Origin of the sequence: Scytonema sp. PCC 10023, assembly GCF_963920835.1 — a bacterium.
GTDB lineage: Bacteria > Cyanobacteriota > Cyanobacteriia > Cyanobacteriales > Nostocaceae > Kalymmatonema.
In genome coordinates, this window is the sequence record NZ_CAWUDP010000028.1 from 37,551 (window position 1) to 57,758 (window position 20,208).

General features: G+C 42.4%; 23 protein-coding genes, 1 tRNA gene and 1 pseudogene. 14 read left to right on the plus strand and 11 right to left on the minus strand.

The features are described 5' to 3' along the window. Positions 1 to 303: 303 nt before the first annotated feature. Positions 304 to 2,223, minus strand: a complete 1,920-nt coding sequence (locus ACM0OZ_RS18255) for a hypothetical protein (protein WP_414584247.1) — start codon at positions 2,221 to 2,223, stop codon at positions 304 to 306. 516 nt (positions 2,224 to 2,739) lie between these two features. Here ACM0OZ_RS18255 and ACM0OZ_RS18260 point away from each other — a divergent pair. Both ACM0OZ_RS18260 and ACM0OZ_RS18265 read left to right on the plus strand, forming a co-directional pair. Next, positions 2,740 to 3,435, plus strand: a complete 696-nt coding sequence (locus ACM0OZ_RS18260) for an esterase/lipase family protein (protein ID WP_414584248.1) — start codon at positions 2,740 to 2,742, stop codon at positions 3,433 to 3,435. Between the two features lie 110 nt (positions 3,436 to 3,545). Continuing rightward, a complete protein-coding gene (locus ACM0OZ_RS18265) occupies positions 3,546 to 4,196 on the plus strand; it encodes a cytochrome b N-terminal domain-containing protein (protein ID WP_414584249.1) in 651 nt (216 codons plus the stop codon). A gap of 5 nt (positions 4,197 to 4,201) precedes the next feature. Here ACM0OZ_RS18265 and ACM0OZ_RS18270 read toward each other — a convergent pair whose 3' ends face one another. Further along, on the minus strand, positions 4,202 to 6,121 hold the full coding sequence (locus ACM0OZ_RS18270) for a cation:proton antiporter (protein WP_414584250.1): 1,920 nt from the start codon (positions 6,119 to 6,121) through the stop codon (positions 4,202 to 4,204). Between the two features lie 393 nt (positions 6,122 to 6,514). On the opposite strand from ACM0OZ_RS18270, the gene ACM0OZ_RS18275 reads away from it, so the two are divergent. Continuing rightward, positions 6,515 to 6,587, plus strand: a tRNA-Glu gene (locus ACM0OZ_RS18275). Positions 6,588 to 6,683: 96 nt separating this feature from the next. On the opposite strand, the gene ACM0OZ_RS18280 is transcribed toward ACM0OZ_RS18275, so the two are convergent. From ACM0OZ_RS18280 to ACM0OZ_RS18295, 4 genes are all read right to left on the minus strand, one after another. Beyond that, positions 6,684 to 7,289: an SRPBCC family protein gene (locus ACM0OZ_RS18280; protein WP_414584309.1), complete on the minus strand. Its 606-nt coding sequence runs from the start codon at positions 7,287 to 7,289 to the stop codon at positions 6,684 to 6,686. Next, positions 7,258 to 9,294 (minus strand): GAF domain-containing protein, encoded by a 2,037-nt coding sequence (locus ACM0OZ_RS18285; RefSeq protein WP_414584251.1) that lies wholly within the window; start codon positions 9,292 to 9,294, stop codon positions 7,258 to 7,260. The genes ACM0OZ_RS18280 and ACM0OZ_RS18285 overlap by 32 nt, the downstream gene beginning before the upstream one ends. Then, on the minus strand, positions 9,257 to 9,418 hold the full coding sequence (locus tag ACM0OZ_RS18290; RefSeq protein ID WP_414584252.1) for a hypothetical protein: 162 nt from the start codon (positions 9,416 to 9,418) through the stop codon (positions 9,257 to 9,259). The genes ACM0OZ_RS18285 and ACM0OZ_RS18290 overlap by 38 nt, the downstream gene beginning before the upstream one ends. 767 nt (positions 9,419 to 10,185) lie before the next feature. Beyond that, positions 10,186 to 10,521: a hypothetical protein gene (locus ACM0OZ_RS18295; RefSeq protein ID WP_414584253.1), complete on the minus strand. Its 336-nt coding sequence runs from the start codon at positions 10,519 to 10,521 to the stop codon at positions 10,186 to 10,188. Positions 10,522 to 10,591: 70 nt separating this feature from the next. Between ACM0OZ_RS18295 and ACM0OZ_RS18300 the strand changes: the two genes are divergently transcribed. From ACM0OZ_RS18300 to ACM0OZ_RS18310, 3 genes and pseudogenes are all read left to right on the plus strand, one after another. Then, positions 10,592 to 10,840 (plus strand): hypothetical protein, encoded by a 249-nt coding sequence (locus ACM0OZ_RS18300; protein WP_414584254.1) that lies wholly within the window; start codon positions 10,592 to 10,594, stop codon positions 10,838 to 10,840. Between the two features lie 81 nt (positions 10,841 to 10,921). Next, positions 10,922 to 11,065: pseudogene (locus ACM0OZ_RS18305) on the plus strand (HNH endonuclease); the annotation flags it as partial. 42 nt (positions 11,066 to 11,107) lie between these two features. After that, the gene (locus ACM0OZ_RS18310) at positions 11,108 to 11,497 is read left to right on the plus strand and encodes an alr0857 family protein (RefSeq protein ID WP_414584255.1); all 390 of its coding nucleotides are present in this window, start codon (positions 11,108 to 11,110) and stop codon (positions 11,495 to 11,497) included. A gap of 315 nt (positions 11,498 to 11,812) precedes the next feature. Here ACM0OZ_RS18310 and ACM0OZ_RS18315 read toward each other — a convergent pair whose 3' ends face one another. Continuing rightward, complete coding sequence (locus ACM0OZ_RS18315; protein WP_414584256.1) at positions 11,813 to 11,962, minus strand: hypothetical protein; 150 nt, start codon at positions 11,960 to 11,962, stop codon at positions 11,813 to 11,815. Between the two features lie 135 nt (positions 11,963 to 12,097). Here ACM0OZ_RS18315 and ACM0OZ_RS18320 point away from each other — a divergent pair, with 135 nt between their 5' ends. The 7 genes from ACM0OZ_RS18320 to ACM0OZ_RS18350 all read left to right on the plus strand — a co-directional run bounded on the left by ACM0OZ_RS18320 (position 12,098) and on the right by ACM0OZ_RS18350 (position 15,749). Continuing rightward, positions 12,098 to 12,283, plus strand: coding sequence for a hypothetical protein (locus ACM0OZ_RS18320; RefSeq protein WP_414584257.1), 186 nt, complete (start codon positions 12,098 to 12,100; stop codon positions 12,281 to 12,283). 101 nt (positions 12,284 to 12,384) lie between these two features. Next, on the plus strand, positions 12,385 to 12,918 hold the full coding sequence (locus ACM0OZ_RS18325; protein ID WP_414584258.1) for an N-acetyltransferase family protein: 534 nt from the start codon (positions 12,385 to 12,387) through the stop codon (positions 12,916 to 12,918). A gap of 7 nt (positions 12,919 to 12,925) precedes the next feature. After that, positions 12,926 to 13,108: a hypothetical protein gene (locus ACM0OZ_RS18330; protein WP_414584259.1), complete on the plus strand. Its 183-nt coding sequence runs from the start codon at positions 12,926 to 12,928 to the stop codon at positions 13,106 to 13,108. 314 nt (positions 13,109 to 13,422) lie between these two features. Beyond that, positions 13,423 to 13,647 (plus strand): hypothetical protein, encoded by a 225-nt coding sequence (locus ACM0OZ_RS18335; RefSeq protein WP_414584260.1) that lies wholly within the window; start codon positions 13,423 to 13,425, stop codon positions 13,645 to 13,647. Between the two features lie 33 nt (positions 13,648 to 13,680). After that, on the plus strand, positions 13,681 to 14,043 hold the full coding sequence (locus tag ACM0OZ_RS18340; RefSeq protein ID WP_414584261.1) for a hypothetical protein: 363 nt from the start codon (positions 13,681 to 13,683) through the stop codon (positions 14,041 to 14,043). A gap of 272 nt (positions 14,044 to 14,315) precedes the next feature. Then, positions 14,316 to 14,855 (plus strand): Dps family protein, encoded by a 540-nt coding sequence (locus ACM0OZ_RS18345; RefSeq protein ID WP_414584262.1) that lies wholly within the window; start codon positions 14,316 to 14,318, stop codon positions 14,853 to 14,855. Positions 14,856 to 14,981: 126 nt separating this feature from the next. After that, a complete protein-coding gene (locus tag ACM0OZ_RS18350; RefSeq protein ID WP_414584263.1) occupies positions 14,982 to 15,749 on the plus strand; it encodes a ChaB family protein in 768 nt (255 codons plus the stop codon). A 73-nt stretch (positions 15,750 to 15,822) separates the two neighbouring features. On the opposite strand, the gene ACM0OZ_RS18355 is transcribed toward ACM0OZ_RS18350, so the two are convergent. Together ACM0OZ_RS18355 and ACM0OZ_RS18360 are read right to left on the minus strand one after the other, a co-directional pair. Further along, a complete protein-coding gene (locus ACM0OZ_RS18355) occupies positions 15,823 to 16,245 on the minus strand; it encodes a TIGR02588 family protein (protein WP_414584264.1) in 423 nt (140 codons plus the stop codon). Further along, positions 16,242 to 17,135 (minus strand): TIGR02587 family membrane protein, encoded by an 894-nt coding sequence (locus tag ACM0OZ_RS18360; RefSeq protein ID WP_414584265.1) that lies wholly within the window; start codon positions 17,133 to 17,135, stop codon positions 16,242 to 16,244. Before ACM0OZ_RS18360 ends, ACM0OZ_RS18355 begins: the two co-directional genes overlap by 4 nt. Before the next feature lie 454 nt (positions 17,136 to 17,589). On the opposite strand from ACM0OZ_RS18360, the gene ACM0OZ_RS18365 reads away from it, so the two are divergent. Continuing rightward, positions 17,590 to 17,772: a CsbD family protein gene (locus ACM0OZ_RS18365; protein WP_041036722.1), complete on the plus strand. Its 183-nt coding sequence runs from the start codon at positions 17,590 to 17,592 to the stop codon at positions 17,770 to 17,772. 161 nt (positions 17,773 to 17,933) lie between these two features. On the opposite strand, the gene ACM0OZ_RS18370 is transcribed toward ACM0OZ_RS18365, so the two are convergent. Both ACM0OZ_RS18370 and ACM0OZ_RS18375 read right to left on the minus strand, forming a co-directional pair. Continuing rightward, positions 17,934 to 18,206 carry a GlsB/YeaQ/YmgE family stress response membrane protein gene (locus tag ACM0OZ_RS18370; RefSeq protein WP_414584267.1) on the minus strand — a complete coding sequence of 91 codons (273 nt, stop codon included), beginning with the start codon at positions 18,204 to 18,206 and terminating at the stop codon, positions 17,934 to 17,936. Between the two features lie 921 nt (positions 18,207 to 19,127). Further along, positions 19,128 to 19,847 carry a response regulator gene (locus ACM0OZ_RS18375; protein WP_041036725.1) on the minus strand — a complete coding sequence of 240 codons (720 nt, stop codon included), beginning with the start codon at positions 19,845 to 19,847 and terminating at the stop codon, positions 19,128 to 19,130. Positions 19,848 to 20,208: the final 361 nt, after the last annotated feature.

Sequence of the window (20,208 nt, forward strand, 5' to 3'; positions counted from 1 at the left end):
CGGATGAATAAACGGTTTTAATACCCGCACTTCTATAGCAATCCGCGCAGGATTTATGAAAAATCTTAAGTATTGTAGGGTGGGCAGTGCTTACCGTATTTTGCCCACTACATCCGGGTTTTGCGTTCGCACTGCCCAACGCCAGATACCTACGGAGGGAAACCCTCCTGCAGTACTGGCTCCCTTACGTGTCTTCAAAAATCTGCGGAGGAGTCCTATATAGGCAGTCTACAATCACGTAGTGCTATAAAACTCTACGGGAAATGTATTCTGACTTCTGTCTTCTGACTTCTGTATTCTGTTTTATTTTTCTTGGTTGCTACCCTGTCTTTGATCTCTAATTTGGCGCAACTGTTGTAGTAATTTTTTACTTGTTTCAACAGAAGCAGAAGGCTGATTGCTACTGACTTCCTGCTGAGAAGTTTGTTCTTTAGTTGGCGATTCAGACGTACTTTGTCTGACAACCACCTGTTGGCGTGATGTTTGTTGTTCTTTATCGCTTTGTGAAGAAGACGTACTTTGTCTGACAACCGCCTGTTGGCGTGATGTTTGTTGTTCTTTATCGCTTTGTGAAGAAGACGTCGTCTGTCTAATAACCTCCTGTTGGCGTGATGTTTGTTGTTCTCGATCAGGTTGCGGCGCAGACGCAGTCTGATTGCTTTGGGATAGTCGTTGATTGACTGACGATGAAGCAGAAGGCTGAGTTAGGTTGACTTTTTGTGGAGATGGTAATGAATTGACCTCCACTGGACGCAAACGGCGACTTACGTTGACTTTTTCTGGTTCTTTAGATGGTTGAAAATTGACCTCAACCGGACGCGAACCTTGAGTCAGGTTGACTTTTTGTGGTTCTTTGGATGGTTGAAAATTGACCTCAACCGGACGCGAACCTTGAGTCAGGTTGACTTTTTGTGGTTCTTTGGATGCTTGAGAATTGCCCTGACCTGAGCGTAAACGTAGAATCAGGCTTTGTTGTGGTTTAGTGATTGATTGTGTTTGATTGACTCGAGATAAGGTTGACAGTTCTGGTGCAGGAGTTTTAGAAATATTGCTGCTATTAGATTTGAACGAAATGTTAAATGGGTAAAACTTGTGCTTGCCATTTGCCTGAGCAGGATTGTTTTGGAAATATTCCCTGAAATATTCCCTAACTTCTGTTTTGAGCTCAGATGGAACGGAGTGATTCTCGAAGTTTATAGATTCAACTTTACCTTCACTATTGACAACTAAATCACCTTGAACGTTGCCTTCTTGCCCCGTTTTAGGATTGACTATTGCAGCTACGGGTTGTTTTGTTTCTAGGTTAGGATATTGGTTTTTAGCTTCAGTGAAACGCTCCACAAAAGTTTTAGGTTTCGACGCCAACTGCTCGGTTACAACTGAAGGTGACTGAGGCACCAGTGATGGCAACTTAGGTGCTTGGAAATTGGAACCTTGCGGCAATTGGGGTAGGTTTTGCCCTCTTAAAGCTATGCTATTATCGCCAACTTGTGGAGGTTGAACAACAGGCGTTACGAGCTGCTGGTTCTGAGGAACACCCACAGGCTCAGTCGTTTGTTGAGCGACACCTTCAGCCGAAGATGCAACAGGCATCTGTTCTGGAGAAACAGGAGGAGCATAGTTGTTAACCAGTTCCTGTTCCTGAGCTATGTTAGCTGCTTGCACTGGAGGCACATTGTAAGGAATTCTGGAAGACTCCAGCGGCTTGGGTTCCCCTAATTTTACCTTTTCTACATAAGGCGTAAACGGTCTGACTTTCGTACTTATTAAGGGTGGAGCAGGTTGCAAATCTCTCTTAGAAAGAATTGGCAAAGACTGACTTTTTGGCAAGGAAGCAATAGCTACGTTATTTGTTTTCGGAAGCGGGGGTAATATGAGCTCGGTAGAACTCGGTGATGCTGGTATCGGCGGTAATGGTGGAATTGATTGATTAGCCAAGTTCATCGGCGGAACTTGTGGTAAGACAGGTGTTGGGGGTTGTAAGGGTTGTAAGGAGAGTTGTGGTGTGCCAGGTTGTGGCAGACGGCTTTTTTCAGCCTGACTTAATTCAACAAGTCCAACGCTGTTTTTTGATGATGCTTCTTGTTTGGGTTTGGAATCCATTGGCACCATTGGCAGGACGAACGCGATCGCACTGTGAATCCCAAGAGATGCTATAGCTGCTATTCCAGTAGGCTGGCTTAAGAATTCTGGTATATTTTTCAGAAGGGAGACGTAGGACATAGCTGTTTATCGTTCACTCGGCTCGGTTGCAGTTATCTAGTCATTTTATCTTTGAAATAAATAGTAGAACGGAAGCGCCCCTCTACAAATAATAGCTTCCTCTTAGGAATTGGAAACAGGAAGAATACCAATTTTTAGACTTGTTATATTTTTCACCAATGACGGGTATTCTACTAAACAGTTGCACTTGAGTATCGCTACGCTGACAAAATCATCATTTTTTATTATTTAGCTTGTGATAACTTTCAAAAAGTAAAAGTGAAACGAAAGATAATTTCAAGTTCTGCCAATGGTTTAAGTCTGACTAGACAAGCATCTGTGGTAGGCTTACTTCCACGAGCTAACTATTTTCTGGCATTCCGCGCGCTGAAACAACTGCCAAACTTACTCATATTCTCAACTGACTTTTATTAGCGCTATATCAGCCCAGTCTAACACTGTTTCTACTTCTGTGATTATATAAATTGCAGGTCATACTGGCAGTTACGCTTACAATACCCTTATCCAAAATTACAAATGCCATTACCAACAGTTATTTTGCCTGGATATCTAGAAAGCGCGATCGCCTACCTTCCACTAGAAAAATCTTTGCAACAGTTGGGTTTTCCTACGGTCACGGTACCACTACGACGGCGTGACTGGATACCCACTCTTGGTGGAAGATCTGTGACGCCTATTTTGCGGCAAGTTGATCATACAGTTAAGCAGATATTGCTACAATGCAATGCGTCTCAAATTAACTTGATTGGTCACTCAGCAGGAGGTTGGCTTTCTCGCATCTACCTGGGAGAAAAGCCTTACTCGGGACGCGGTGAAGTCACATCATCTGTATGGCAAGCTCACCCTCTGGTTGCGACTCTAATCACTTTGGGTACACCTCATATCAGCCAAGAACGCTGGACGCGCTGGAATTTGGATTTTGTGAATCAAAACTATCCTGGAGCATTTTACACAAATGTTCGCTACGTTTGTGTTGCCGGAAAAACTATCTTTGGGCAAAGGCGGCGGGGAAGTTGGCTCGCTTACAGTAGCTATCAGTTAACCTGCGGTAACGGTAATACTTGGGGTGATGGAATTACACCCATTGAAGCTGCTCATCTTGAGGGGGCGGAAAATATTGTCATTGAAGGAGTCAAGCATTCCCCTAGAAGTTCTCCAATCTGGTACGGTTCACCAGAACCATTACAAGCTTGGGTGCAGTATCTTGTATAAAATATGGCAAGTTACGAATTTTAAGTTCTCTTCAAAAAATAACTATTCTTAATAATTCTTAGTTAAACTCGTAATAAAAGTAAATAAAGAGTTAAAAGGAGCGCTCAGTTATGCACAACACTCGGTCAGATGTGGTTCTGCGGCGAATAACGACGATATTATCGGTAGTTATTATCACCCTGACGTTAATTGGTGCGACTACTGGAATTTTGTTGTCCTTTTACTACGAACCAGCAGCAGGAAGAGCTTACCAGTCATTGAAAATGATTGATACGGAAGTGCCATACGGCTGGTTGTTCCACAAAGCACACCAGATTGCTGGTAACGCGGTTGTTGCCATTGCCCTGATCCAAATTGTAGTTATGTTTGTCAGCAGACAATTTCGCAAGAGTTGGCTGACTGCTTGGATAAGTGGAATTTTATTTACCTTAAGTGCCATTGGCTTGGGTTGGACAGCGATGATCCTCTCCTGGGATCAAGAAGGGTTTTGGCGTTTTAGCATCGAACTGGGAACGATAGAAGCTATTCCTTTTATCGGTTCTGTGTTGCGAGACATTTTGACTGGTGGTGGAGCAATTAGCACCGTAACTCTCCAGCACCTTTACACAATACACAGTTATATCGTCTCGGTTGCTGCCTTAGTTCTAGCTGTGGTGCATTTATTGAGTGTGCTGTGGCAAGAAAAGCAAATCAAAAAAATGTATGCAGAAGGAGCGATACCGGAAACTAGTAAGCTACAGCAACAATTGAATGAAGGATAACGAATTTAAGGTGCGGGAGCCTCGCTGGTGGAAAGTTGAGATATTGCCAACGGTATTTCTTCGACCTCCGGTAATTTTTCTACAGACAGGGGAATGGATGCTCTTGCACCCGACAAGCGTTTTAAAAGGTGTGGTCTGGGATCGTGTAATAGGTAAATGATGCGATCGCCTACTTGCCATTCTTCAGCTGCAGGCATAACTTGAAGATGTTCGTCTCGTTCTACCAACAACGGTATCAACTCGCCAGCTTTAATCAATGCCTGCATATGCGCCTGTTGAAGGTCAAAATCAGATTCATTGAGCGTAGTTGTCCCCAACTTCACCCGTCCGTCGTTCACGTACTCATTCCAAGTCTTAATTGGTAAGTCGGGAATGAAAGCCTGGTTAACCTGATTTTCATTGGTAGAGGTGGTTGCTTGTGGATCGCGCGGGAAAACAGCCAAGACACGCGGTGGGTTAAACTCTTCTTTTGCACGTTGTGCTAAGACAAAATTGACCTCACCATTGCTCGTCATTGCGAGAAAAGTTCCCATTGAGGCAAGTCCCGCCTCTTCCAAAACACCACTATCCAAGGCGCTGCTGGCTATCACCCTCAGATTTTGCGCTTCGGCTTGTTCAGAACGTTGCGGGTCGGTATCAATCATGACCACTGGTTCTCCCCGTTCTTGAAACAATCGGGCAATCAATAAACTCAAAGGATTACAACCGACAATCACCGCCCCAATGGCGTCTTTTGAGGTAATTTGCAACCACTTGGCAACCCAGCCAGCCGTTAGCCCTTGGCAAACCACGGTCATAATAATTGTGAGAAACACCAAGGCTTTAATGGCTTCACCACCGTTGACACCGCGCTGCGTTAGTAAAATCGCAAATAAAGAAGCAACGGAGGCAGAAACGATTCCTCTTGGGGCAACCCAGCTTAAAAACAATTTCTGTCGCCAATTAAGATCACTGTTCCAGGTACAAAAGAGGATGTTCATCGGGCGAACGACAAACATCAATACCAAGACCGTGAATACGCCGCCCCAACCCAAGGCAAATACACTGGCAATAGATAAGTCAGCGGCTAGCAAAATGAATAGCACCGAAATGCTGAGAATCGTCAGTTGACCTTTGAAACGCCGCAACAATCGTTCTTCTGGCACCGAGGAAGCATTAAAAACGACTCCTGCGACAACAACTGCCATCAGTCCTGAATCGCTGCGAACCATCTGCGATAAGGCAAATAAGCCCCACAACCCCGCTAAGACGACCAGGTTTTTCAGCTCAAATGATAGAAAATTGGCACGTTTGCTAATTAAGGACATCAGCCAGGCGCCTGCTGCACCAATCACGCCACCGATACCAAGGCGCATTACGAGGCTGCTCATTGCCGTGATGAAGTCGGTGTGGTTGTTTAATATCGTGTTTAGCACCACGACGGCGAGGATAGCTCCCACTGGGTCAATCAGAACGCCTTCCCCTTCCAAAAGCGTTGCGACTTGTCGATCCACATTGATGTGTTTGAGCAGAGGACTAACAACGGTTGGTCCTGTCACCACAACGAGGGAAGCGAAAAGAAAAGCAATAGACCAAGGAAATTCACCTAGCCAGTGAGCTGCCATACTGCCGCCAAGCAGCGTGATCATGGTTCCCAGGGTGACGAGCAATTGCAGGCTCGTCGAAACTTTGCTTAACTCTTGCAGATCCAAATTGAGTCCACCTTCAAACAAAATGATTGCTGTGGCTAAAGCGACGATAACTTCCAGCGCAATGCCTAGCATATGCGGGTGCAACACCCCAATGCCATCAGAGCCAAGCAGGATGCCAAACATCAACAAAAACACGATGCTGGGTACCCGAAGGTATGCAGCCAGCACTTGGGCGGTAATGCCTGCAAAGACAGTAATTACAATCTGCAGGGTGATTTCAAAAGATGCTTCCATGCGATAGATTTTGAGTGATATATTTCAAAATCTTTTGTAAAGGATAGTAAATTTTTACTCTACTAGGTGCAACATCACACCCACTGTCCTTTACTAAGTCGAGCTTTTTTTATACTTGGTTTGATATACTACAGCATTTTTTTGTTTTTTGTGAAACAGCAGTGGTCATCGCCTGTCAGTAAAAGACGAAGCTACCTTGCAAAGAAACCCCTCTTTTGGAGTCTTGAGCCATTCTAAACTCTCAAATCTCAGTTCTGCCTCCTCATTTTTAGGCATTTTTGCTTATAGGCAGTTGGGATCTCCCAATTTCTGAACAAACTCAGAAATTTTTTTTTTGGAAGCTGTTGACATCAGCGAGGAAAACCGGTAGATTTATATAAGTGTGAACCTTGCGCCCCCATCGTCTAGAGGCCTAGGACACCTCCCTTTCACGGAGGTAACGGGGATTCGAATTCCCCTGGGGGTACTAAAAAAGCAAAAAAGAAGAGTGAAGAAAGAAGAGGGAAGATAGAAACTATAAGTTTTCTCTCTTCTTTTTTCATTATTTTCTCTTCTTTCTTCATTATTGTGACGCCCTTTGACGAATTGCAAGAAGGTTCAAGCGCATATCGTTACTGAGACGACGCTCAATGATTCCGACTGGCATAGTACGTTTCGGCCAAACCTTCACGGTATAGCACAGATGAGTTGCTTTCTGGTGATCAAGGGAATAAGGCTGTAGTTGCCAGCTACCAGAAAACTCTTTAAAATCTCCTTCTACCATACGGAAATTAATTTCCTTGGGGAAGTATTCTTCTAAGTCGAGAACGACACGAGCACAAAAGTTAAAGCCAACAAAGCGCCCAGATCCCACTTGTTCTAAACGAATACCTCCTTGAGGATGCTCAAGGAGGCGGCTTTTCGTTAAGTTGGGGACGAAGTCAACTAAAGCTTCATAATCTGTGAGTACTTTCCAGACTTGTTGTACTGGTTGGGGAATTTGAAGCATAGCAGTGATTTGTCGCTGTCGTTCTGCTATTTTCTCAATTTGGACTTCTACAGCTTGTAAATCATCTGTATCAGCAGGCGAATTCAAATCGAGATCGGTGTCGTCGCCGATGGCTGATAAATCCAGTTCCTGTTCGATGTTGTGTTCTTCAGTCACTTTGGGAATATGAGTCACTTTCAGTAGAAAATTGGGGTAGCGTCAAGGTAAAGCAGATTTTGCTTAAGCTGGAATCATCAATGGGCGTACTCTCCACTGCAATTGCCCCATTTAGATGTTGCACTAAAGACTTGACGAGCGCAAGTCCCAAGCCCGTTCCTGGAGTCCATCTGCCTTTACCTCGACGGAACCGATCAAATATGTAAGTGGCTTCTTCTTCTGAGATGCCATGTCCGATATTGATCATTTTAATAATAACTTGATCAACTTGTTGATTGACCTGATGAGTCGCTTGCAAATGCACAACAGTGTCATGTTGCGAGTATTTGCTAGCATTTGTTAATAACTCTTGCAGAATACGGTCAAAACTCTCTACTTCGGTTTCGAGTGTGAGTGGCGAATCTGGTAAATCTAGGGAAAGGCTTATGCCTTTGTCTGCGAGTTTGGTGTCAAAAGCGGCTGCTAAATCATGAATTTTGGCATTTAAATCCGTCGTTTCTAACTGCGGGCGCTCGTGACGAGTTTCCAATTCCTGTAGCGTTAGTAAATCATTAATCAAATTAATTTCATCGGTGCAATCTTGCTCTATCATGTCGGCGTATTTCATTTGACGCTCGTTTAATTGCCCCATTTGACGTAAGTTACGGATAGCCAAACGCATCCTTGTAAGTGGATGGCGCAAGCGATCGCTCATATTGCTTAAAAATTCATCCTTCAAATCGTTAAGCTTCTGCAACTGTTCTGTTTGTTGGCGCTTAACTTCGTAAAGTTTTGCTTGGACTTCCAAACTGCGTTGCAGTTGTGCTGTGCGTTCATCTACCAACGTTTGTACTTGCCGCAATGTTTGTGTTTGAATTATGGCGTTGCTAAGTTGAGCACAGACCATTTGTACTATATTCAGTTCTGTTGATTGCCAATTGCGAGCAACTGCTTGCTGTAACACCAGAAATCCCAATACTTTGCCTTGAATCTCTAAGGGCATTAATAGCACTGCAGGCAGCACTTCTAGTGCAAATACTGGGGCAACTGTTAAAGTATCTTGTAAATCTGTATCATCATTGATGATTAAAGGTTTTCCGGAGTCTAAAAAGGCACGCTGGCATAAACTACAGTCGGCAAGAAAAAAGGAAGTCTCTGAAGTGTCTAACTGATGAGTTAGGGCAATTTCTGTTTCTTTATACCATTTTCCTACAACCGTCGCTTTTGCTTTGGGAATTTGTTTTTTTGCTCGAGATCTAAACAACGGATCAGTATATTTTAGTAGTATCAGCAAACCACGATCCGCTTGCAGAGCTTCTGCTGTGGAAGCAAGCGCTAACTGAAGCATTTGATTTAACTCCAGGTTGCTACGACTAAGTACAGTGAGTTGCTTGATTAAGCTTTGATGCTGGACATAAGTTTGCACGTACTGATTTTGATCAGCAATCTGCTGTGCTTGTGCAACTTGAGAGAATGCGATCGCGCAACACGGTTCTACTGCATTTAATAGTTTTTTTTCGGATTCACTCCAATTATATGGCTGCGATTTGATTAAACCAATGACGCCGTTATTTTTACCACCTAACCGAGTCGGGATTGCCAAAACAGCCTTTGCCTTTATAGTCAGTGGCAAAGATTGACGCCCAATTGCCAAACTTTTTTGAATTGTTGAAATATCCTCAATAGTCAATGTTTCACTAGCGCATTCCATCACTGGTAAGTCTAATTGCTGCGCACTAGAGAACATTTCATCTGTTTCAGACAACTCTAAATTCTCTTCGACAGACCAATTAGCCGTGATTGCGTCGCTCGAGACCTCAAGTGATACTGTGACTAAGCTACACCAATCTACTTTAAAGGCAACTCCTAGCACTTTGGCAATATCTTGCAGCATCCTTTTTGGAGTTGAGCTATTGGCGATGATTTTATTAATTTTTTGTACTAAGTGGTAGGCAGGTTCTTCCTGATGCTGCATCAGCGCTCCATGCGGGTATTGTTTTTGTCGCTCTACTTCATTTAGGCGCTTGGACGGCAATAAAGGCTTGTTCATTCTTGGCACACTCTTGAATATTGACCTCATTTTCTTCGTAAGCAACCTCTCGGCATATTTCACCCAAAGCTTGTGCTACTGCACCCTGATGAATTGCAAATTTTTTCTTAAAACTATCTCTCACCTGTTATAGCCCCTTTCTATTTGAGATGACCAATCGAAATGATGAAATGCTTCGTATCTTAAACAACCTATTTCTCTTTAGAAAAAAAATATTAAAAATCTATCTATTTAAGATCCTGTAGCCAAAGAATGGTTGGGTGTTCTTCGCCTTCAATGACTTACTCACCTTGAGATAGGATATCCTGTCTGCGTTTAGACATAAACCGTAATTTCTCTGGAATTCAAGCTAAAATCCCATAAAATTAATCCGCGTTAACACTGATATTAAAATTAAAAAATAGTAATATTTTTTTCACGCCATCCTTTTGTTGAATCAGTAAGAAGCGATTGAACTAGCGAAAAGAAAATACTGGAGAGCGTAAGGCTTCACAGATCCTTTATGGTCAACTCCCCCAAACAGCCAAAAATTTTTTTAGGCGTTATTCTCTGACTCATATTCTTTACAATATTTTACTTCTTTTTCATATTTAGGTTTTTATCAACTGTTGTTGGATCTCCTGCTGCCGAAACAGCATCATATCAAGTCCGGATGAACACTTGTCATTACCCTAAGAACCCTTTTCCCCCTCGCCCCTAATCCCCACTATGTCCTATGCCTTCTCAGTAGCCCAGACGCTGCTTTGTACGCCGCTTCAGGGGCGCTCTGCGCTCAGTGTGCGCGCAAGCGCTTACGTGCGGATCGGTGAATTCCCCATAGAGCCAAAAATGAATGCAGCCTAGTTGCAATATCACATGGCGCAACTAGGCTGCATTCACTTGAACAAAAGTTTAAGGAGCTAAACTCTCGACACTTAGAGGAACCATCTCGCCATTTCTTGTAAGTCCTAGCAACATCGGTTGTTTCGGCGCAATGAGTTGACCTGTGAGTACACAGCGTTCTTCTTGTTGTGCTGTTGCGGCTATGCTAGCGCGAATATCGGCTCGCGAAAATCGGGGTTTCCACTCACCTGATTTTTGCTGGACGTAATTCCAGAGGATGTCTCGAATCAGAGCTTGATATCCCTGATTCCCAGCGAGTTCTTTGAGTTTATCTTTCAATTCCCGTTCTAAGCGGATGCTGGTGACTTCCATGTCGGTGGTTGGTGTGCGAGCTATTGTATGCATCACTTTTTCTCCTTAAAGTATGGACAGGATAGTAATACAAGTGTAGTATGTTTAAAGGAATGTTCAATAGGTGAAATTTTCTGTGAAATCCGTTTACCCCATCTCTACTTCCTTGCGTGTTGCCAACTGCCGATTTAGTTGGAAATCAGCCGCTGTGGGAGTGGAGTATTTATTTATGGGAGACGGTAGCCGGAATAAATGGCAACTCACAGAGGGTAATTATGATTCTCGATATGCCAACATTGGTGTGCTGAATGCAGCACGAAAACTAAAACAACGAAGCGGGAGGTACAGACAACAGCATGCTGTACCGATATAGAAGCAGAAGACTTAAAGGTCAAATTCTAACCCCCGCTTTCAGCAAACAAGAAGCGGGGGTTTGTTTATAAGGAGTCAAGCTGTGACAAGCGCGATGCAAGTTTTAGAGCAATCGGTGGTAGTGTTTTTTCAAAATTACTTGCCACTATGTCGGGTTAATATTAAGCGGGCGATTGTACTGTTAGTGGCAAATAAGACTGAGCCACTAGACTTGGACATCCAAAGCAGAATGTGCAAGCAAACCTGGAATAACAGGAGAGCATAAGGAATGCTGAAATTAACATACACCGAAACGAGCTTTTACTTAGAGTGTTTAGCTCAGTCGCTAGAAGAATGGGTAACGCAGCGAGTGATTTTGGCAGTGCGAGTCGGTCAATGTCTATGCGTTGAACCCAGTACTGCTTCCTTTTTGCTTCCTGTTCATTTGCCAGGAGTAGAAATGCTTAAGACTCTTGTTAAAAAAGAAGACAGTGAAATCATTGCTTTGTGCGGTTGTGATCACGAATGCGTGGAAGTCACTCTCCGGGGTTGTTGGCTATCAAATGGTTCTCAGGATGCTGAGGGTGTGTTTGTCACGGCAATCAGTGAAGCCACTGAGTTCTTCCTTTACAAACTTTGGCAACAAGCTCAACACAAAGCCTCTGTCGTAAGCGAATGATTAGCTTTTAGCTTTCAGCTTGGTTGCTGAAAGCTAACAGTTGTCATTAATCTATTTCTATATTTTTAGTAGTTTGAATGCCACAAATTGTTCATAATTTGCTGCAAGTTTGGAGTGTTATTGTTTAGCCTGATGACAAAATATTGCCATCAGCTATATTTCTCCACTTGTTGATAAATACAGCAGTTTTTTAATTGGTTAGAACACAGGTTGGTTTTTTCGGGCACAGCATTGCTGTGCCCCTACCATGTGGTTTGTCGTTTCTGCAATTGAGAAGCGCTGTAAAGAGCACAGGCGTAAAGCTAACTTTAACAGTTACCAGTTATCAGTTATCAGTTTCATCCGCAGCGGGAAACACCACACTCCTGTGCACCGTTCGTCAAGAGACGTGCCGTAGGCATAAGCGTTGGTGGCGGGTTTAAATCCCCCACCATAGCAGGCGTTACTGCGTAGGTAGCTGTTCACTGTTTTAATAAGTTCTTTGGTTGGATAATTGAAAAAAAATTTTTCCCAACCCCTTGACACTCAATGTAGTTTTTTTGTAGCATAAAACTATTAAACGTAATACAAAAATATTTAAACCTCTAAACCTAAAGATTTATGTTCTACATCTCTTTAATTAATCAACACCGACCGCCTCCAGAGGAGGCAAAAAACAAAAATATTTCTCACATCAAATATGATGAATTCGATAGACAGGCTCAGAGAATGGCAAAAGTAAAACTAATCGAAGAGATACAAAATATTCAACAGGTTTATTACCAAGAACGACGGTTGTTTTTGTAAATACCAGCACTTTTTCTGAAGCTTAAAAACTGAATAGGTCATTGGCTTCACCAAACATCTGTACCTAATTTTTTAGGTACAGATCAGAAACACAGATTCTTATGATTGTGCGAGAAGCAAGGTTAGAGGATGCGTTGGCGATCGCCAAAGTTCATGTAGATACTTGGCGAACGACATATTGTGGGATTATACCAGATGAATACCTCGCTAATTTGTCTTATGAAAAGCGAGAGAGTAGCTGGAGACAAATGCTCAGTACAGCAGCAGAGAACCAGCATTTTATTTATGTTGCCGAGGACGGAACTGGGCAGATTATTGCTTTTGCCAATGGTGGTTCAGAACGAACTAGTGACCCAATATATAAGGGTGAGTTATACGCTATCTATATTCAAGCTGACTACCAGCGACAGGGACTTGGACGCCGCCTGACTTGCTCAGTGGTTGAAAGGCTCCTTGAGATAGGGTTGCACTCGATGTTGGTCTGGGTTTTAGCCGATAATCCTGCATGTAGATTTTATGAAGCCCTTGGGGGTCAGAAGGTGTATGAAAAGCAGATTGAGTGTGGTGGAGTCACGCTAAAAGAATTAGCTTATGGGTGGAAGGACTTAACAATTCAAAATTCGCGATATTCTTAATTCAAAATTGAAGACAGTTTCACTCCTTGGATTTCAACCCCGACTGAAACTGAGGAGCCAGTGTCGTGGTGAGGCAGCACTGCGGGAGGGTTTCCCTCGTGCCGGCTCTGCCTTCATGGTTTCCCGACTTGAGACATCTGGCGTACTACCTATAGACGCTCGTGGTCTTAAACCCTTTAATTTACGATAAAAATACTATATGGCTGGGTATAGCCCGAGGTTAGCGATTAGATAGTTAGGGGTTGTATCTACTGTTTGTTGTTAAAAAATAAAAAATTTACATAGAAATTTCATATGTTAAGATTGTTTACTATATTAGTAATAATTACATAGTTAATGCAATTAGCAATTAGAGCTTAACTTGCCAAAATTGCACAATTTTTATCTACCTGTAGGTTGATTCTGTATAGCAGTACAGAAATAAAATTTCAGTCTACAGGTCGATTCATATGTCTGTTTATTCAAAGTAGAAAGAAGATTAGCCTGACCCTTAACGAAATCTCGTTGGTAGCAGCAATCAAGCAAGTAAAAATAGAAGCGCAGGCATATTTTAACACTCAAATTGACAAAATTAAAGCATACGCTTCTGTGTTGAAAGTTAAGATTGTTTTGCAAGCACTGCTCAAAACTTTCTCGAGAGATACCAAATTGGGTAAGCTAGAGTGTATCCAAGATTCACAACAGACAGTATTTATGATGCTTGTCAGCCAAGGGTGTAACCAGGCGTGAGTGTTGGATGGCTTAATTTTTGGAGGAGTTTAAATGAAGAATATTGGTTTTGGTTTATCTATGTTGCGTCCAGTGCGTTTTATCATTGTGGCATTTACTTGTGCCTTACTAATTTTCTCTTATGCTTTGCCCGCTGCTGCGACGATCGGTAGCACAACAAGCAATCCTGAAGATGAGGTTACACAGCTAACTGGAATTCAGAAAGAAACAGACCAACTATCTACAGAAGCACCTCCAGGATTGGAAGAGACACAACAGAGATCAAACGAGGGACTTAACGAGATTCAGGGAGCTGCTGATATTGAGAAGATGAAGCGTCCTGAGAATTCTGCACAAGCAAAGACAGTAGAAGATCAAGTTAAGAACGCGTTGGGTAAACTCACAGGTAACAAGTAACCTGCATTTCATGGTTTTTAGCGACAGTGTGTTTTGAAAGTGGGTGTGACAAATAAATTATTGCTCAATGTTCTAGCGTTTTGAGCAGTTTGCATAGTTATCACCGTTTAGTAGACATCTTGATTGCCTAGTCAAGATGTCTATTTCTATTTAATGAGAAAAGTCTGATTTTTCCTCTTGATGAAAAAAGTACAATCCTTCCTTTGGTTGATGATTGTAGGGGATGGAATTTGTGAAGGTTAGTAAAGAAGCTCGCTGAGGGATTTAAAGTAATGCGCAAGATAAACATTGGTTTGACGGAAGAACAACGTCAAGGTGTGATTAATCTGTTGAATCAAGATTTGGCAGACGCCTATGTACTGTTGGTGAAAACGAAAAAGTTCCACTGGGATGTTGTTGGACCTCAGTTCCGCAGCCTGCACCAAATTTGGGAAGAGCATTACCAAGCACTGACTGAAACTATCGATTCCATAGCGGAACGGGTTCGTGCCTTGGGCGGGTACCCTGTTGGTACATTGGAAGGATTTCTCAAAATTGCTACTCTCAAGGAAGAAGCTGGTAACGTCCCCACAGCAACTGGCATGGTGGCTCGACTGGTAGATGACCACGAGCAAGTTATTCGGAACCTGCGTGATCATGTGGATCAGACTGCTGAGCAGTTCCACGATCAGGGAACCTCTGACTTCCTGACAGGACTAATGGAAGGGCATGAGCAGATGGCTTGGATGCTGCGCTCATTTATTGAAGGGCAGTCACTGCAAGCAGACGGTTCTAACCAGATAGCAGAAACCAAAACCCCTGTAGGCGTGTAGCCAGCAGCAGATTTAACCCAAAGCATAGCGTCTAAGTTGACAATGGCAGACTGAGGTTTCGTGCATCTACCGCATCTACCCCCCTCAGTCTGCCGACTGGAAAAGCAAAATTCAAGGAGTCTTTAAGTGCCTGAAACATATACAGCAGAACGTACCATCTCAGCTGTTTTTAAAGAACAGAAGCAAGTTGATGATGTGATTCGGCGTTTACTAGACCGAGGTGTTTCCAGGGATCATATCTCGGTATTGGGCAGAAACTTCCAGTCAGAAACTCGAATTGCTGGCTTTATTAGTAAGAGGGATGTGATTCTCGGAGGTTTGAGAAGCGGGGCAATCTTTGGTTCCTTGTTCGGCTCCTTCCTTAGCTTACTTACAGGTGTAGGGGTACTGTTCATTCCTTTTGTTGGTCCGATTGTAGCAGCAGGTCCTATTGGTGCAGTGTTGCTAGGGGCTGCAAGTGGAGCGATCGCCGGCAGCGCAGGGGCTGGTTTGGTATCTGTTCTCACCACATTGGGAATGCCAGAAGACAAAGCCGCAGTTTACCAAACCCGCTTGCAGGCTGGTGAGTTCTTGGTGATGGCAGAAGTTGCTGGCGATCGCGCTGGAGAATACCAATTGCTGATAGAAAGTGCTGGTGGCGAAGAAGTTCACACAAGCGAGCAGACGCTGCCTCGTGCTTGTACTGGTGCCTGCAACAGCCCAGAGGATTTGTCTCCAGAGATTCGCTCTCATCTTTCTGAGCAAGCTCAGCGCACATTTATTGAGCGCTATAACACTGCATTCAATGAGACAAATGACCAAACCAAGGCTGAACAAGCTGCTTGGGAAGCAGTTCATCAGCAATATGATGAAGATGAGAATGGCGTTTGGTCTAAGGCGAAAGCGACTGTTTAGTCAATTGGTAATAGTCAAAACAGTCAATAGTCAACAGCCTATAGTAACTGTTGGCTATTGACTCTTTTGGCTATTAGGGCAATTTGTAACCAGCAACTCTTATTGTTAACTGACCCTGTCGAGGGTCAGTTCTGAAGATAAACGCTCCTTCTTCCTTCTCACCACTAGATAAAAAATCAATCTGCAAATCCCCCGTTTCTTCTACATCACCGTTCATTTGCAACTCAGCCATAATCTGAATCGACTCAGCCGTTTCTCCTCCAGTATTAACAACCTCAAAAGGAACATAAAACTGTCCATTCACTTCCCGAATTGTCTTGTTGCTGACAGAAAGGACAGGGGGTTGATGCTTTTCGTTGAGCCACGTATAACCTACCAAACTCACAACCACTGCTAGGAGAAATGAAGCTGCACCGAAAGTTACCCGTTCAGCTGGTGTTCTCTTTGGTTGCTGTTGTTCTTTTTTCCCATTCGTTAATTCATCTGTTTGACTCATACTGCTAACCGTCCTGCTGCACCGCCGATAGTTGCAGGTAATCCCAGCAGCAAAGTGTGTTCCAGCCAAATGGTCCAGGGGTCGTCAAAAGTTAATTTTTGAAAGAACCACAACATAAAAGCTGCTGCTAGCAGTGAAACCAAGTATGCCATCACAGTTTCGCTTATAGGTCGTTGGAAAATTCCTTGTTGCTGTCTGCGCTTTTGCTGATCTGAAAAGCCTGCTTCAAACACTATGCCATAGGAAATTAGCACAGATGTGGCAATAATTGCCAAAAGCCAAGGCGGTGTCACGGCTGCTGCTAACATAGGAATTTCATCTGTTGGCGCGATGTTAAATGCAATGACAGTTGCACCAATCAAGGTTGCACCAATGTCGGCAAAGGTGGCGGATAACTCGTCTGGTTTCTTTGTGATTTCGTCATTTGCTTGAGCGCCCGTTCGCCCTGGAGCATTGGCATCACGAGTGTCTCCTAAAAACTGGTTGGCTAATGCCACACCTAAGCTAAATGGTACACCTTCAAAGACGATTTTACCCAAGAGTTCTTTTAGGGGAGTTTCAGGTGTTAGTTCTTGGAGTAACAACAGCACAAAGGCAGAGCAAGTCAATCCAATCGCTATTGCTTCTACAGTATCTGTGACTGATGCATAAGCTGGTGAGTTCCGTCTGCTTCTGCGAAAACCTTCTGTGCGGTTAAGTAGGAAAATCACAACGAACGTTAGTGCGATCGCCAACATCATCATTGAAGGTTTTGCCAGTGATCCTATCCACCAAACCTCCATTGTGTAGAGCAAAGGAATGCCAAACAAAAAACCTCCACATACACCCCGAATAATGTCATTTATCTCATTGACCCATACATTTTTTCTACGCTTTCTTCCTACACCCATACTTTGCTTGTCATGAGTACTTTGTTTTATGGTAAATATTTCGTTATCAAAAATCTGTTATAGACGCGTTGTATCACAACTTCTCGGCTAATAAAGCCAAAGAAATCATTGCTCATCTTTCCCTAATTATTTCAAAGGTATTTATCCTGAGCGACAAATTAGCCTTTATCTTTCCTTAAAGGTTTACATTTATTTCCTCACAGCCCACTTATTAGGAAATTTTGACAACATTTAATCCGGAAAAGATATTTTTTATCTTACTTGATATTTGTTACTTGCATCTATCATGAGATAGGACTTTATATTAATTTATATCAAGTCATTTTCTATAGAAAAATTAATAAAATTCTGCTTTTTTTATGCGTCAAATCTTTCTTCTGATAGGTACCCAGCAAACCAAATCCTGATACTTTCTTTGATATAGAGAAATAATAGCTAAGAGAAGAGGTACGATATGAGCGTTGAGAAGAGAATAGAAGCAACAGCAAAAAATATTGAAGGCAAAATTCAAGAGGTAGTTGGTGACTTGAGTGGCAATCCGCAAGATAAGGCTGAGGGTCAAGCCAAGCAAGCTGAAGCCCAAGTTATTCACACTACCGAGAATTTAAAAGATGAGGTGAAGAAAGTTTTAGAATAGTCTATTCGCGTAACTCAGTTAAAAGGTTTAGTGACGGAATTTTTTATGAAATATTCCACTGTGTATAACTACATTACACAGTGGAGTATTTTGATAGCTTGGAACAAAAAAAGGTTAGCCCTAAAAAATCGGCTCTAACCATTGTTTCTACTATCATCAAGCTAAACAGCGCTGCGACGAGTGATTAAGCCCCATATGAAAATGGCAATCATTGCGCCAAGAATAGCAACAATCAAACCAGGAATACTCAGGGTAGCTGCAGTTAGTTGGATTGTTCCTGTCTGTAACAAGCTAACTATGCTACCTCCAACAAATGCTCCAATAATACCCAAGATCATAGTGGAAAGAATTCCACCGCCTTGACGACCAGGATAAATAGCTTTACCGATTGCGCCAGCTATAAGACCAAGAACAATCCAAGCAATAATATTCATATTTTGATTCTCCAATTCCTTAATAGTGCTATCTTTAATCTATCAATTCAAACTAAACGGCTCTTCTACCGCAAGTCCAGTAGCAATTCCGTCGCAAGAGATAACTGTTAGAAATAAAGCCTAATGATTTCTGTAGAGACGTAGTATGCACTTTCACTACACTTATGCAAGTGTCACAAATCACACTTAACTGAACTGTATTGTATTATATTTAAATTAAATCTACTTAAATATACTTTTGCTTATCAATATTTTTAATCAGGCAAAACTGACCGATTACACCAGCTCAATTCCTGGTAAAAATTCTTAACTTTTGGCTGATATCGAAAGTTCTGATATAAAAATTTTGGAGTTATTTAGCAAGAATATAATGATATGAAAATAAAAAGAAATTATCAGCCAAAAACTGGAAGTTTCTAGCTGATATGAGGAATTATTGAGAAGGCTGCAAAATATCAGTCCGAAAGTTAAATGCTATCTAGGACATAAACCAAGTTCTTATTTCTTCGGTGGTCAATGTCATTGATGCTGTATAAAAGTCATTAAGTTATTCGTCATAAGTCAAAACAACAGACAAGAGGAGAAATGATAAAAGAAAACCGCTAAATCTACAAATTGGCATTCACACTACAACACACTGTACTCAAGTGAGTGTTTGGAAGACTGATATTGAACCTAGCACGTCAGAGGAAATGCAAAGTAGATTAGAGTGTTTGAACTCGTGTTCATCACTCAACTGAAAGGTTATAGGCACTCTTGTATGCGCACTTTTGTTGGGAATTTCAATCTGTGATCAGATTGTGACTGCAATTGTCAGAATTATACAGTGCATTTCCTCTTAAGAGTAGGGTGCTGAGGCAAGTGATTCAGGTTGGACTAATTTGATGATTGACAAAGCTCAATCCAAAATCAGTATATGCTTCATGCGACTAAGCCAGAACGTAAAGCGCGAACAGCAGCTTGGGTACGATCATCGGCACACAGTTTATTCAGGATGTTGCGGACATGGGTCTTAACGGTACCAACTGTGATGTATAGTTTCTCAGCAATCTGTCCGTTGCTACACCCAGCGACAATCAACTCTAAAATTTCCAGTTCTCGTTGTGTGAGTGGATAAGTTTCTAAAACTTGCTCGTACTCAGATGACAACGCCTCAATTTTTACAGTCTTGGGCTTATCAGATGCCTGGTTTTCTGGGATACCTTGCCGCATTTGCTGCAGCACCACGTTAGCGATCGCCGGATCGATCCAAGAGTTACCTGTGTGAGTCGCTTGAATTGCTTCCGTCAACTTATCGATGCTTGTATCCTTCATATAGTAGGAGTCAGCCCCGGCTGCAAAAGCCGCAAGCACAGCATCTTCTGAATGATCCATTGTCAGAACAAGGATTTTCGTTGATGAATCATTTGTTTCTGTTTGGTGCTGTCTGAATCTTCTGGTGAGTTCAATTCCATCTATGTCAGGCAAACCAATATCCACAACAGCTACATCTGGCTTAGCTGTTTCCAAAAGTTTCAGCCCTTTTGTCCCATTTGGTGCTTCACCAACAACTCGAAGTGTGCTATTTGACTGTAGTGCAGCCTTTAGCCCCATTCTTGTCAGGTCATGATCTTCAATTAAAACGATACTAATTTCACTCATTGCTACACTCACTCTGTGTAAATTGCATCTGTCAAGAGCCGACCTTTTGCAAAGTGTTTCTTTTATTTTCCAAAACCAAAGATAGATGATATTTTATCAAACTTGCATCCACCGATAGAAATAAGGGGCTTACTATCTTCCTCCCATTTGACACAGTTAATATCTAGCTTGGGATATATGGAATATTTATGAAATATTATGAAATACTTGTACACATTCCAACTGGTACCCCTCAAATGACGCAACTACCTATTTACCAGACGGATGAAAGCGATTACCTTTGATCGAAGAATGTGTCTTTCCCAGTCATTGAGTCCTAATTAAGCATTTGTTACTCGTTTTTCGCTACTAAATAACTCTG

What these genes read in the sequence shown, in the direction of transcription:
- ACM0OZ_RS18345 (WP_414584262.1), top strand. Translation starts at nt 14,316, where the DNA reads ATGCGCAAGATAAACATTGGTTTGACGGAAGAACAACGTCAAGGTGTG.
- ACM0OZ_RS18360 (WP_414584265.1), bottom strand. Translation starts at nt 17,135, where the DNA reads ATGGGTGTAGGAAGAAAGCGTAGAAAAAATGTATGGGTCAATGAGATA.
- ACM0OZ_RS18295 (WP_414584253.1), bottom strand. Translation starts at nt 10,521, where the DNA reads ATGCATACAATAGCTCGCACACCAACCACCGACATGGAAGTCACCAGC.
- ACM0OZ_RS18260 (WP_414584248.1), top strand. Translation starts at nt 2,740, where the DNA reads ATGCCATTACCAACAGTTATTTTGCCTGGATATCTAGAAAGCGCGATC.
- ACM0OZ_RS18325 (WP_414584258.1), top strand. Translation starts at nt 12,385, where the DNA reads ATGATTGTGCGAGAAGCAAGGTTAGAGGATGCGTTGGCGATCGCCAAA.
- ACM0OZ_RS18365 (WP_041036722.1), top strand. Translation starts at nt 17,590, where the DNA reads ATGAGCGTTGAGAAGAGAATAGAAGCAACAGCAAAAAATATTGAAGGC.
- ACM0OZ_RS18320 (WP_414584257.1), top strand. Translation starts at nt 12,098, where the DNA reads ATGTTCTACATCTCTTTAATTAATCAACACCGACCGCCTCCAGAGGAG.
- ACM0OZ_RS18255 (WP_414584247.1), bottom strand. Translation starts at nt 2,223, where the DNA reads ATGTCCTACGTCTCCCTTCTGAAAAATATACCAGAATTCTTAAGCCAG.
- ACM0OZ_RS18270 (WP_414584250.1), bottom strand. Translation starts at nt 6,121, where the DNA reads ATGGAAGCATCTTTTGAAATCACCCTGCAGATTGTAATTACTGTCTTT.
- ACM0OZ_RS18265 (WP_414584249.1), top strand. Translation starts at nt 3,546, where the DNA reads ATGCACAACACTCGGTCAGATGTGGTTCTGCGGCGAATAACGACGATA.
- ACM0OZ_RS18340 (WP_414584261.1), top strand. Translation starts at nt 13,681, where the DNA reads ATGAAGAATATTGGTTTTGGTTTATCTATGTTGCGTCCAGTGCGTTTT.
- ACM0OZ_RS18310 (WP_414584255.1), top strand. Translation starts at nt 11,108, where the DNA reads ATGCTGAAATTAACATACACCGAAACGAGCTTTTACTTAGAGTGTTTA.
- ACM0OZ_RS18285 (WP_414584251.1), bottom strand. Translation starts at nt 9,294, where the DNA reads ATGAACAAGCCTTTATTGCCGTCCAAGCGCCTAAATGAAGTAGAGCGA.
- ACM0OZ_RS18375 (WP_041036725.1), bottom strand. Translation starts at nt 19,847, where the DNA reads ATGAGTGAAATTAGTATCGTTTTAATTGAAGATCATGACCTGACAAGA.
- ACM0OZ_RS18370 (WP_414584267.1), bottom strand. Translation starts at nt 18,206, where the DNA reads ATGAATATTATTGCTTGGATTGTTCTTGGTCTTATAGCTGGCGCAATC.
- ACM0OZ_RS18355 (WP_414584264.1), bottom strand. Translation starts at nt 16,245, where the DNA reads ATGAGTCAAACAGATGAATTAACGAATGGGAAAAAAGAACAACAGCAA.